The sequence below is a fragment of the Halobacillus amylolyticus genome (assembly GCF_022921115.1).
GTDB lineage: Bacteria > Bacillota > Bacilli > Bacillales > Halobacillaceae > Halobacillus_A > Halobacillus_A amylolyticus.
This window is the reverse complement of the sequence record NZ_CP095075.1, coordinates 3,001,870-3,014,588: the sequence shown is the minus strand read 5'-3', so window position 1 is coordinate 3,014,588 and position 12,719 is coordinate 3,001,870. Positions and strand designations below refer to the sequence as shown.

Sequence of the window (12,719 nt, the reverse complement as noted above, 5' to 3'; positions counted from 1 at the left end):
TTTAGGCAATCGTTTGCACAATGAACAAACAAAAAGTTCCAATTATCTTAATTTCCTCCTTTCACATCACTAACCACTTTATCATTATTTGTAAGCCCTTTCAATTTATTTTTATAATAGTCTGAATTTTAAACCATCACTATCTCTTAGTAGACTCCTTCTTTCACAAATCTGCAGCTTAGTGGTTATAATTTCTTTCAAAAAAATTCCTACCGATCTTCCGCAAAATGGCCCTTCGTATTAACGGAAGACTTTATTTCAAGATAATCTCAAACAAATATGCCCCCTTTATGTAGAAGATTCAATATCAAGATAACCCTAATAGGATGATAATGGTATGTCTAATTCCTGTTAAAAAGGGAAGTCAAAGGATGTCAGGGGGATAGAACTTGAATCAATGGGAAATAGCCTTTATATCCAGGGAACTGATACGACTAAAGAGAGAGATTAATAACTGCAATGATAAATGTGTGAAAAATACTATAGAGCAAGAGATTACTTTTTTGGAAAAGGTCCTTTTTATGGAACGAAAAAGGTACAGGAAAAATGACGAGTGAAACTGGTTTCTTTACTCTGTTTACTCTTCTCATAATCGTTCGTTTTTGATAACAAGCATACGAAACCGAAAATTTATCTGTGAACTTCAGAGATAAATGGCGGGATTTTTTCATCTTTAAATGACGTACATAACCCATAATGTTTCATTCAAACTTTTATGATGAAATAATCAATAACAACTTCCTATTTATGACCAATTACAAGACTTTCCCTGGCCGCATCAACCACTTCTTTCGATATAGTCTCGACCTGATTGATGGCCATGACTCGTTCAACTTGCGTGAAGAGGCGCTGAATAAGCCGAAAATTCCCACCAGTCATACGAACGACAGCCGTAAAGGCCTCGTAATCCGTAAAATCTTCAAGGTTAATGTTCAGACTGAGTTCCTTCCATTTATTTTTTAATATGAAGGTCATTTCATCTCTTTTTAACGTTCTATATTCATGCGCAAAGCCAATACGGGAATATAACTGCGGATAGCGCATTAGTTGGCGCTCAAAACCAGGCATACCAATAAGTACGACCCCCATTGGATGTTGATCGTACATGTCTCGGATTAATTCCAACCCTACTAATTTAAGACGATCAGCTTCGTCAACGAGTACAAGTTCGGTACTGCCATAAAAATCTGGGATTCGTCTCTGTATGCCATCTTTTTGATAATGCGCTTTTTCATGCAGCATGGCTAAGCGAAGATTCAAGACAGATAAATCCCTTCCAATCTGAGCCGGTTTAACAACAGGAGCTGTATAATACAGAGTATGTTCATCGAGGACTTCTAATGGGACTTGTTGATCATCTTCTATTCTTGGAAGATCAAGCCATGGCGATAATAGGTCCCACCGGGTGAGGTGCTTTGCAGCCATTGTCTTGCCGACACCAGCCTCCCCATAACATACACCAATATATTGGTACTTCCGGCAAGCTTCACAAAATTCCACAAAACGGCGATATTCCTTCGTTTCTAAAAAGGTTGACTGATCACTCATACTTATACCTCTTTAATTTTGTGTTAGATGATTTCGGAGTTTCGTCAGCTTCTGTTGTTTTGGACCTTTTATGGGAATCTTGTACCAACTCTTCAAAAACCGCATTACGTGTCTTGATTTGACGGGTGGCATTTCTTTTCCGATGACTTCGTGCAGCTATAATATCTTTGATATCCACTTCATACCCAGCTAGTTCCGGACAAATTGCCCGGCATAAAAACTGGCGATGAAAAAAGACCCTTATTTCAGCTAAATCACGAGGGTTATATCGAATGGTCACATCTTCTCCGATATAAGGAGCTAATGTCGTTGATTCATAGCGAAAACCTTGAAATCGTATGCCATCCGGATGGATACGGCGAGATGTAGCAACATTCAATAATAGTAAATCCAAATCCTCGAGAGAATTTGGGAGTTGAGGAAGGAAACCTTCGGATTCCCAGCGTGTCACAGGTGGGAAACCAGTTGTTCCATGAACACGAAAATGATACGTTTCAATCAGAAATTCTCGTAACTGACGATCAAGTTCGGGTAAAGTCATAGATGGAGATAGTGAAGGTCGTGAATGGGAGATGTAACCGGGTTGCTCCTGTAAAAATAACTGGTTGATGGTTTGGAAAAAACGCTCAATCTTCCCTCGTCCTCTAGGGACCCCAACAGTGGAGAAAATAAGTTGCATACGTAGATCAGCACCAACCTGTTCCAGATGGTCCGAAGTAAAATCACTGCCATGATCCGTATAGAAAATACTCGGAATACCACAAACCCTCCATCGGCTGTCTTCCTTTGACCAAATGGCTTGATGTAATGCGAGAGACGTTTGAATAGCCGAAGGAGCATCAAAACTTAAAAAGTAACCAGCTACGGCACGGCTATAGTCATCCATAATAATGGTTAGCCAAGGGCGAGCTGGTTTTTCTTTTTCATTCCAAATCCAAATATCCAATAAGGTATGATCGGCTTGCCATATCTCATTGGGCTGTTGGGCTTCTCGTCGATGAATTAAATCAAAGTTTTCCTTGTATATAACTGATCCTTCATTCCCTAATGTTTTTAACGAAGAAGGAAGGGATTCGATAATATCGTAGACAGTTCCATAGCTCGGAACCGTCCATCCATGCTCCATCGCAATCCTTTCAACTTTTCGATGGATGGAAGCCATACTGGGAGGTGCTTTTTTTAAAGCAAGCCCTTCAATCACTTTAACGATTTCAGGTGATATTTTCGGCTGCCTCGATCGAAGCGTTCCTTGGTCACCAGTGCTTGCAATCCCCCTTTGCGATAATATTGGGCCCACCTTTGCAAAGTACGTAATGAAACAGAAGTGTCTAAAGCAATAGTCGATAAAGACGTTTCGCCTTCTAAGTAAGGGCGAATAAGACGGAACCTTTCCATGGCTTTGGCTCTTTGTTCTTCAGTGTAAGAGGTCAGGACGGAATTATTATGAGGCGACATGTTTTTTCCCCTTTCTTATACTTCAGGTATAAATAGGTAGGATTATGTCGGATTCTCCTCCATCTGTTTCACAAGCTTATAAAAGGTCGTTTTCTTAACCTGGGCTTTCTGCATAGCCCGAGTGGCCGTGATTTTTCCTTCTTTCCATTCCACATAGGTTTCTCGGAAGACTTCTGTTATATTAGCTTTCGGTCTTCCAAGGGCTTTCCCTTGTTTTAATGCGGCATCAATACCTTCCCGTTGCCGTTTTCGAATGCGATCTCTTTCTTCTTGCGCCATCCAAGATAGAATTTGTAAGACGAGGTCAGCAATAAAGGTCCCCATGCTGTCTTTGTATTGGGTGGTGTCTAACAAGGGCATGTCCAAGACAACTATATCTGCCTGAATATTTTTTGTGATATCATTCCACTCTTCGACAATTTCGTTTTTGTTTCTTCCGAAACGGTCAAGCGCATGAATGTATAAAATATCACCTGGACGAAGAACACGTTTGAGGAGTTGATAGTTTTCGCGTTTAAAATCTTTGCCACTAACTTTATCGATGAAAATATCCCGTTCGTTAATTCCATGTTCTTTCATAGCCGCCATTTGTCGTTCTTCATTTTGGTCTTTGCTACTTACCCTTAAGTACCCCATTCGTCTACTTTCCATATTCTAGGATGCACCTTTCTATAAGAGTTATTTTTATATTCTTAATTATACATCAAATCGTTCGTAAATGTATAGACTAAACCGCGGACGTTCACAAAATGATTTTCGGTTATTTTCGAACGTTAATAGATCACTAGTAGATGTAAAACTAAACTGTTCGAAAAGGTTTACTTTTACAAACACTAATAAAACACTATTTCGGAAAAGGGCCATTATCTGGAATAAAGTATTGTGAAAAAGATGTGATTTTGAAATAATTGGTATTAAGTTAAAGGGCAGTTATTTAGAAGATGATTGAGAATCTCGAATATCTTCTTACTAAGAACCAACGTAGAAAAGAGGTTATAGACAAATGAATGCAATTGGCTTTGTATATGCAGCTAATATGACGAACAGATTAGCAATAGAAATTCCTGAAAATCAATGGGATAAACAGTTAATAACGGAATTAGGTACATTAAGAAAGTTATTTATTCATTTAATTCGAGTACGTGATACATATACAGAGGGATTAAGAAAGGGTACTGTATCGTTCCCTGGAGTTCTTCCTTCGAAAGATATAGACATTAAAGATCAGTTAGAAAGAAGTACAAATGAATTAGCAGGAGAGTTTTCGAACACTAATCGGGAAGTAATTCGAATGGGAGGCGAAAATTTAACTATCTTAGAGTTTTTAAATACTACAGTTCAACATGAAGGGGTACATCAAGGTCAATATTTTGTTGCTCTCAAACAAGCAGGATTGACTTTGCCGAACCAATGGATAAATGAGTGGTCAATGTAGGTTTTAAGTAATTATAGAGAGGAGAAGTCATGACTTTACTTTTAAGTGATCTTGACATTAGACAGTTAATCATCCCAAAACACCATATTAATGATCTTAAGGAAGGGTTTATAAAATATTCACATGCTACTAAAATTAAGGGGCAACGTGCACAATCAAACCTTCCAAGAAAGAATACTAGTTCAATGGTTCTGTTCCCAGGGTTGTTAGAATCAATTCCAGCTTGGGGTCAAGTCAGGAAAATGCGGATTTACAACGTTAAGCCATTTTGGTACATGTATATGAGACAGTCAAAACACTGTAATAATCGTCATGCAAAAGATTATCAATAGAGTAAACCCTACTGATAAGATTATAAAATTATTAGATAAGTGTTTCATCTTTCTCTTTCAACAATCGGCCATTATCTTGAAGACTTGAATTCGAGATAAATGTGAATTTTATAAAGCACTATTATGTTTTTTAGAATTCAAATTTACTTACTGATTAGCTTGAAACTTTTTGGTGTAATGATGCGTACATGTATTATTGGAATTTTTTAAGGAGGAACAGAAATGAGAGTGTTATTGTTGTCCATTATAGCAGCTTTTTTTATTTTAAGCGGGTGTACAAATGGTAATGCCAGCGGACAAATATCCTACGATGGTGAAAATCTTCGTACACAATTGGAGGAAAAGTCTTATCAGCCCATGCTCCCAACAGAATTTCCTTTTGAAGTTGAAGATGCCTCTTTTTCACCTACTCCAACTATGGACGAGGAGAAAGTATTTAACTTTAACTTTATTGGTGAAAATAATTCTGTAGAGTTGATGACTTTTAACGGGGAGTCCATTAATCTGGACATGGAGACGGAAGAAGTGAAAGTAGGTGCCATTGATGGTGACTATGCTGAAAGTGAAGTGAATGATAAAAAAACAAAAGTTAAGCGGTTAGTTTGGAAGGATGAAGGTGTAGTTTACAATTTATCTACGGCTAGTACAAGTAAAGAAGCGGAAATTTCCAAAGAAGAACTAATTCAAATTGCGGAATCTTTTAAATGAGTAAGTAATCAAGTTTAGACAGCATGTAATGCTTAGCTCTTTCTTTCGGCTTAGAGTATGTAAATTCAATTCTTCAATCTAACGACGTAATGTTGAATTGATACTGATGAGAAATACAAGGGTAGAAACATCAATAAAAGGTGGTATTTAAATTGGAGCTGCATTAGGGTTAGTTATTATTTTTGTTCTCATTGGAGTAGTTCGTGTTCTACTCGGAATTTCATCCTCACGTAGGAGATCCGATCTTTACAATGATCGAGACTACTCATAAGTGTCTGATTCTGACACTCATCGAATTAATATATCCTAACCAAAACAGCTTTATACGAACTAACACACTGTTTCATTTATCTTTAAACTGGGCTTTCTGCATAAAGGGGCAATAGTGGAAGGTCTGTATCATGGTCTTTTTAGATTATCTTGAAATCAAGTCTTCTGTTTAAGGGAGCAAATCTTGAATAAGACTTGCGCTCTTTCTTTCAGAAAAGGGGCATATTCTTGAATAAGGATTTTTAAAGTAAGACTCCAATTTGTGTTAAAATTAATACAATCTAAATAAGGCAATTGGCTCTACTCCATTATCTTCCCTTGTAGGGGGGCGCGTGTATCGAATAACGCATCCGTTTTACTTTTAAGGTCCAGTGTTAATATGAAGGTGGTTTCAACTTCTTACTAATCCAAACGGAGGGAGTGATTGCTTATACTAAGCGCAGTCTTAACACTATTTGGAATTCTCTTTGTGTTGTTTTTACCTGGTTTAATTGGAATTATTTTCAAAAAAATATTCTTCAAAAGCAAAAAGAACAACAGAGATTATCGGTTAGACAGAAGAAAACCAGATTCCCTAAACCAAGCAGAGGCTAAAAGTCGGGCATACGCGGAAGCAAATAGAAATACATTTGGCGGTGGATCAGGCTTCTAGGACACCCATTCCAGAATTTTTTTAATGAGATAACAAATTGCAAAAAGGCATTCTATAATTGGAATGTGGCTTACCTATGTGGCAAGTAAATGAATTTATTATCTGCATATTGGAACAAACAAGATCACTTCACTATGTTTTGCTTATCTATATGGGTTTTCCTTTAAATTATCTTGAATCCAAGTATTCAATTAATGGGGCGCGCTAACGGAATAGTGAGTCCTTCTGAATCGGGCTAATTAATGCAGTAATGAAAGAAGCCTAATTTCTCAATTCTAATACGGAGAAATTAGGCTTTTTGTAACTTCTTAAGTGAGATATCGTCAAATTAGTATGGGGAGGGATTGATTTTGTCCAAAGTAAACAAGAAAATTTTCAGGTATGCTGGTTTGTTTATGATAACATCGAGCTTTATTCTAACTTTTTTACCAACTAACAGTTATGCTTGTTCATGCGTGTTACCCGGTACACCAGAAGAAGAACTTGAGGAGAGTATGGCGGTTTTCTCTGGAAAAGTGGTGAAGATAATGGATAAGAACAAAAATAATCTTATTCAATCATCTACTGATCCAATTGCAGTTGTTTTAGAAGTGGAAGAGACATGGAAGGGAATGGATAAATCAGAGGTTGTCGTACATACGGAAAGAAGTTCAGCAAGCTGCGGATATGAATTTAGTTTAAATAAGGATTATATCGTCTATGCCAATGAAAGGGATGGCGGGCTTCATGTCAGCCTCTGTTCCAGAACAGCACTATTGTCGGAAGCAGATGAGGATATTCATGCTCTAGGTGAAGGAGAGGCACCGAAAGAGGAAGTTTCTGTTGATTTAACAAATACAAATAATCATTCTGTATATATCTATTTGGCTGTTACGGTCGTTTTATTGGTTGGCGTGTATTTCATTATAGCGCGACGAAGTAAGAGGTAAATATAATTTCTGCGGGATATTATATTACAGTTTCAATTATAATTATAGAAGAAAAGATGAACAGGAGTTGAGTTACAATGGAAAAGGTGGCACCATTTTTAATGTTTCAATGATCAATTCTTAGTTTATTCTGTTTTGTCCACTTCTTCATAAGGAGCTTTTCTATGAGTTTCTACAGGTGCATGACTGCTATAATCTCTATTCTTTCCACTATATACATCACTTGTGGGAGTGTACTCTCGTCTTTTGGAATCCGAAGGTTTTCCTTTAATTGCGAATTTAATTACACTAATTGAAATGGCACCTATGATTCCTCCTAGGATTATTAATTCCATCGAATACACGCCTTTCTATACTTATAGTGGATTATTTTCCTATTTTAACATACACATTTTGAAACGTATTTTAGTGGAAGGTAAAACAGATAATTTATTGTCTTTTAATTATCTCGAATCCAAGTCTTCTGGTAAAGGGGGCAAAATCGGAAGATCGTTATTAATAATATCTCGAAATCAAGTATTCATGAAAAGGGGCGCGATTGTTGAAGATTAAGAACCTAAATTCTCAGTTAATACACAGAGGATTTAGGTTCTTTTCCCTTTTTAAATCTTAACGTTGTAAATCCGCATTTTCCTGACTTGACCCCAGCTTACACTGTTAAAACTCATGCTAAGTTTCCAGACGATTCTAAGGCCATAAAAGGAATTATCCAACTACATGATATAGAAACAGGAGAATTGTTAGCTATTATGGATTCTTCTTATTTGACAGCAGTTCGAACAGGTTTAGCTGGCGCTCTTGGCACTCATACTTTATCAAGAAAAGAAGCGAAGAACGTTGCAATTGTAGGTAGTGGAGTACAAGGAAGAACACAATTGAAATCCTTATCTTACTTTCGTTCAATATCAAGAGTCTACGTATTTGATACAAACAGTCAGAATTCAATCAAATTTGTTGATGAAATGAGTAAGGAATTGAAAACCTCTTTTATTATATGTGAAAGATTAGAAGAGGCTTTGATGGATGCTGATATAATTATTACGGCTACCTGGTCAAAAGTTCCCTTTATTTATCCGGAGATGATAAAAGAAGGCACACACATTACTACTCTCGGTGCTGACCAACCAGGAAAGTTTGAAGTCAGTCCAAATGTTTTAGGACAATCAGTCATTGTTTGTGATGATGTTGAACTAGGCCACAGAATGGGGGTACTTCAAGATAAGAAACTTAAGGAGTCGATTTTTAATGTCTATGAATTAGGAGAGGTACTAGGTAGTCAAAGATGTGGAAGGGCTGATTCCAACCAAACGACGATATTTGGTTGTGTAGGTCTGGCCTTTCAAGATCTTATCATTGCTTGGGAAGTTTTCCAAAAAGCAGTTAAGAATGATGTCGGGTCTTTTTTTGAATTTCACAAATAACTGAAATTGTGCGATCCTATTCTTCCCTTATAGGGAGCCACGGTGGAAGATAACTTGAAATCAAGTCTTCTGTATAAGGGGCGCCATTCTGAAATAATGAATTGTGCTCATTCTTTATGTATAGGACCATATAATGGAGTAACTCCTTGTGAAAGTTATGGATATTTGAAATAATTGTTATTAACTTAAAGAAAATTTTGTGAACAAAAAACTTCAAGATAGTACACTAAAAGGCATAAGTGGGAGGTCATAATTTTATGGGAATTGCTTTAGGAATAATGATCACCTTTATTCTTATAGGGGTTCTACGTGTCTTGCTTGGTATCCCGTCTTCTCGTAGTAATTCTAAGCGATTTCAAGATCGTGACTACTCTTGACACTAAAAGCTTATCTTACTTAAACGGGCGCCATTCGCTAATAGCTTGATTTAGCAATTATTGAAAGGTGAGTACACATTGCTTTCTAACATTTTATGGGGATTGTTTTTAGTTTTATTTATAATTTTCATGGTTTACCTTGATAAACGAAAACAAAAAAGGAAATTCCACACCCCTTATCGTGAGAAGACAGAGCAAGAAAAAGAAGTTGAAAGGGCCATTGAAAAAGAGAAGTCTCGGAGGGGTGGTCCTCCAATGGGCGGTGGGGGATTTTAGATTTATTTTGTACCGCAACTAAAGTAATTGCTTAATATCAGCTAATAAGAGCTCTTCACTTATTAAATAGCGATTGCAAAAGATAGAAACACTGTGTTGAACGTCTAATCATAAAAAAATCTTTTAACACCGTACGAAAAATTCGTATGGTGTTTTTATATAACAACCAAATTCGTTTAGGGATAACCTTCTTATGACAAATAGCTCTCAAATTAATGCGTCATTTATCACTGAAATTCACAGAGTTACAAAAATATGTTATTTGGATATGCCCGGGTCAGTACAAAAGATCAAAATTTACATATGCAATTTGATGCGTTAAAGAAATACGGTGTGGAAGGAAAAAATATTTATTCAGAAAAAATTACGGGAACGAAAAAAGATCGGCCCGCATTCACTGAAATGATGAAGTATCTCCGTGAAGGAGATACAGTGGTAGTTTATAAGCTTGATCGAATTGGTGTAACTGCTAGACTAAACTAGACAGATTTTGATTGATAAATTTGAACACTTTTTGATCCCCAATCACCTCCCATCCGTTAAAATAAATAGGTATGAATGTTAACGGATGAAGTGGAGGATCAGGAAGGTGAACAAATTAGAAACCATTGTGGAAGTGCATCAATTAAAAAAGCAAGGATTTAGAGTGGCAGCCATTGCCCGGAAATGTAACCTATCTAGAACGACAGTTTATGAATACCTAGATAAAGACTTTGAAGAAGCATTGGAGTGGGTGGAGATTTTGAAAACCAGATCAAGAAAACTGGATCCTTACCAGAAACAAATTCTTTCATGGTTGAAAGAACACCCGGATTTATCAGCCTCTCAAATTTCATACTGGCTGGAAGAACGATGTTCTTTTTCAGACGTAGGGGAAAGCACCGTCCGAACGTATGTGAGGGAATTGAGAGATAAGTATCACATACCAAAAACGTTGACGTATCGAACGTACGAAGAAATAGAGGAATTACCCCCGGTCACCAATTGCAGGTGGACTTTGGAGAAGCGAAAGTTGAAAAGGCTGAAGGGAAAGGGGGAAAAGTTTATGTCATTGCCTTTGTCCTCTCTCATTCGCGATATAAGTATGCGGAATGGCAGGAACATCCTTTTACTACACGTGATGTGTTGCGTTCTCATGAGAACGCCTTTGAGTTTTATGGAGGAAGAACAGAAGAGATCGTTTATGACCAGGATAAGTTAATGACCGTAAGCGAAAATGGTGGAGATATTATCTTTACAGAAGAGTTCCAAGCGTACAAACAGCAAAGAGGATTTTCCGTTTATCTATGTAAAGCTGCTGATCCAGAATCAAAGGGTAAAGTTGAAAATGTGGTCAAGTTCCTTAAAAGGAATTTTGCGAAGCACCGCCTCTTCCATAATATTAGCTCCTGGAATGAACAATGCATGAGGTGGCTTGAAAAGAAAGGAAACTATCAAGTTCACAATACAACAAAAAAGAGACCTGTCGAAGTGTTTGCCCTGGAAAAGCCACACTTACGAAAAGTCTCTACCCTACTCTCTTTCGAGAGTAACCGTGGTTCAAGTATAACAAGAACGGTCCATAAGAACAATATCGTAAAGTATCTCTCTAATCGTTATTCCGTCCCTTTGGGAACTTATCAGCCTCATGGGGATAACAAGGTCTACATACGAATCGACCAGAACGAGTTGATCATTGAAAAGACACGGGGAGATACTCCGATAGCTATTCACGCCCTTTCCAAAGGGAAAGGGCAACTGATTAAGAATAAGCATCACACCAGAGATCGAACAAGAGGAATTAACGCCTATAAAGACACTGTCAAAGAGCCATTTCAAGAGGAAAGTAAGATTAATCTCTTTCTTGAAGAAATATCGAAACGCTATCCCAGGTATGTCAGGGATCAGCTGCAAATTATACAAAAAACCATCAAATGTTTTCCTGCGTTCATCCATCCAGCCCTGGAGCAATGTATTGACCAGGAGCTATGGAGTGCCAATGACTTTTATGACGTAGCCGAGCACTTGCATAGAGTTCAGATCATGGATACGAATAGCGTACCATCACAAATACCGGATATGTCTCCACCCCCTGCCCATTTTAAAGAGAAAGCAAGGTTAAGAGATTTGGATAGTTATCTGGATATCTTAGGGGGTGCCTGAGATGGAGTATTCGGTTAAAAACTTGCAGGATCAGCTTAATCACTTAAGACTGTCCGAAATGTCCAAAGAGCTTCCGACCTTTCTCCGGAAGGCCGAAGCTCATTCTTGGACTTATCAAGAGTTCCTGAGGGAACTCCTCACATATGAGGAGAAAAGAAGACAAGAGAAAATGATTGATAAACACTTGAAGTGGGCGAAATTCCCGTATCAAAAGACTCTTGAGGAGTTTGATATCGAGGAGATCTCGTCGTTAAGTGAAAGACAGATCAAACAGCTAAAAGAGCTTACTTGGTTGGAAGAATCATATAATTTAATCTTTCTGGGACCGCCAGGTGTAGGTAAAACACACATCGCCATCGGACTTGGATTAGAAGCCATTTATAACGGTCTTCGCGTCTCTTTTGTGTCGATCGGAGAGCTGGTACCTTTATTGAAAAGTGAAGAATATCTTCGCAAATCACAAGTGCAGTTAAAGCGAATAAGAAACGCTGATTTGGTCATCATTGATGACTTGATGTATATGGCGATGGATCAAAACGAAGCGAATCTATTTTTCCATTTAGTAAATCATCTGTATGAGCAAAGTTCAATTATCCTGACCTCAAATAAAGGACCGGAGGAATGGGGAGAGCTCCTTGGTGATCAAGGAATTACGACAGCCATCTTGGATCGTCTTCTTCACCGTTCTGAAGTTCTTCATTTCGATGGGCCAAGTCACCGAATTAAATATCGAAAGTCATTATTTCAGTCAGAAACTGTTCAGAATTAATGATCAAAAAGTGTTCAAAATCACTTGACGGTTACAATTGGTCGTAGCACAAAACACTTGGTGGATCTAATTAATGACTTCCAGGATAAAGGCATTAACTTTGTTTCTATAAATGAGAATATTGATACGACAACAGCGATGGGGAAACTCGTCTTTACGATCTTTAGTGGTTTGGCTCAGTTTGAACGTGACATTATATCTGAACGAACGAAATCCGGATTGGATGCTGCAAGAGCTCGGGGGCGAAAAGGCGGGCGACCGAAAAAAGACCAATCCAAATTGGATATGGCCTTTAGGATGTATGATAGTAAAGAATACAGTATTCAGGAGATATTGGGTGCTACAGAAGTAAGCAGGGCTACGTTCTACCGTTACCTTGGCAGGCGGTAAATATCTTTATAATTC

Annotated in this window: 11 protein-coding genes and 3 pseudogenes; 10 read left to right on the top strand and 4 right to left on the bottom strand. The window is 37.7% G+C overall.

Annotated features, from left to right (window positions below; translation table 11 throughout):
- Positions 1 to 741 precede the first annotated feature (741 nt).
- The 3 genes and pseudogenes from MUO15_RS15510 to MUO15_RS15495 all read right to left on the bottom strand — a co-directional run bounded on the left by MUO15_RS15510 (position 742) and on the right by MUO15_RS15495 (position 3,654).
- The gene (locus MUO15_RS15510) at positions 742 to 1,548 is read right to left on the bottom strand and encodes an AAA family ATPase (RefSeq protein ID WP_245030530.1); all 807 of its coding nucleotides are present in this window, start codon (positions 1,546 to 1,548) and stop codon (positions 742 to 744) included.
- Positions 1,541 to 3,003 (bottom strand): annotated as a pseudogene (locus MUO15_RS15505) (Mu transposase C-terminal domain-containing protein). Before MUO15_RS15505 ends, MUO15_RS15510 begins: the two are co-directional and overlap by 8 nt.
- Before the next feature lie 42 nt (positions 3,004 to 3,045).
- On the bottom strand, positions 3,046 to 3,654 hold the full coding sequence (locus MUO15_RS15495; protein WP_245030524.1) for a recombinase family protein: 609 nt from the start codon (positions 3,652 to 3,654) through the stop codon (positions 3,046 to 3,048).
- 352 nt (positions 3,655 to 4,006) lie between these two features.
- Here MUO15_RS15495 and MUO15_RS15490 point away from each other — a divergent pair, with 352 nt between their 5' ends.
- The 4 genes from MUO15_RS15490 to MUO15_RS15475 all read left to right on the top strand — a co-directional run bounded on the left by MUO15_RS15490 (position 4,007) and on the right by MUO15_RS15475 (position 7,329).
- On the top strand, positions 4,007 to 4,438 hold the full coding sequence (locus MUO15_RS15490) for a DinB family protein (protein ID WP_245030522.1): 432 nt from the start codon (positions 4,007 to 4,009) through the stop codon (positions 4,436 to 4,438).
- A gap of 554 nt (positions 4,439 to 4,992) precedes the next feature.
- Complete coding sequence (locus tag MUO15_RS15485) at positions 4,993 to 5,478, top strand: DUF4367 domain-containing protein (RefSeq protein ID WP_245030520.1); 486 nt, start codon at positions 4,993 to 4,995, stop codon at positions 5,476 to 5,478.
- 694 nt (positions 5,479 to 6,172) lie between these two features.
- A complete protein-coding gene (locus MUO15_RS15480; RefSeq protein ID WP_245030518.1) occupies positions 6,173 to 6,400 on the top strand; it encodes a hypothetical protein in 228 nt (75 codons plus the stop codon).
- 350 nt (positions 6,401 to 6,750) lie between these two features.
- Positions 6,751 to 7,329 (top strand): hypothetical protein, encoded by a 579-nt coding sequence (locus tag MUO15_RS15475; protein WP_244751816.1) that lies wholly within the window; start codon positions 6,751 to 6,753, stop codon positions 7,327 to 7,329.
- A 125-nt stretch (positions 7,330 to 7,454) separates the two neighbouring features.
- Here MUO15_RS15475 and MUO15_RS15470 read toward each other — a convergent pair whose 3' ends face one another.
- Complete coding sequence (locus tag MUO15_RS15470) at positions 7,455 to 7,664, bottom strand: hypothetical protein (RefSeq protein ID WP_244751817.1); 210 nt, start codon at positions 7,662 to 7,664, stop codon at positions 7,455 to 7,457.
- 303 nt (positions 7,665 to 7,967) lie between these two features.
- Between MUO15_RS15470 and MUO15_RS15465 the strand changes: the two genes are divergently transcribed.
- The 6 genes and pseudogenes from MUO15_RS15465 (at position 7,968) to MUO15_RS15440 (ending at position 12,704) form a co-directional block, all read left to right on the top strand.
- Positions 7,968 to 8,750 (top strand): ornithine cyclodeaminase family protein, encoded by a 783-nt coding sequence (locus MUO15_RS15465; protein WP_256464139.1) that lies wholly within the window; start codon positions 7,968 to 7,970, stop codon positions 8,748 to 8,750.
- A gap of 455 nt (positions 8,751 to 9,205) precedes the next feature.
- On the top strand, positions 9,206 to 9,403 hold the full coding sequence (locus tag MUO15_RS15460) for a hypothetical protein (RefSeq protein WP_245030514.1): 198 nt from the start codon (positions 9,206 to 9,208) through the stop codon (positions 9,401 to 9,403).
- A 255-nt stretch (positions 9,404 to 9,658) separates the two neighbouring features.
- A pseudogene (locus MUO15_RS15455) lies at positions 9,659 to 9,862 on the top strand (recombinase family protein); the annotation flags it as partial.
- Between the two features lie 109 nt (positions 9,863 to 9,971).
- Positions 9,972 to 11,545: pseudogene (gene istA / locus MUO15_RS15450) on the top strand (IS21 family transposase).
- Between the two features lies 1 nt (position 11,546).
- A complete protein-coding gene (gene istB, locus MUO15_RS15445) occupies positions 11,547 to 12,314 on the top strand; it encodes an IS21-like element helper ATPase IstB (RefSeq protein WP_245030512.1) in 768 nt (255 codons plus the stop codon).
- Positions 12,315 to 12,338: 24 nt separating this feature from the next.
- On the top strand, positions 12,339 to 12,704 hold the full coding sequence (locus MUO15_RS15440; protein ID WP_245030510.1) for a recombinase family protein: 366 nt from the start codon (positions 12,339 to 12,341) through the stop codon (positions 12,702 to 12,704).
- The last annotated feature ends 15 nt before the right edge of the window (positions 12,705 to 12,719 follow it).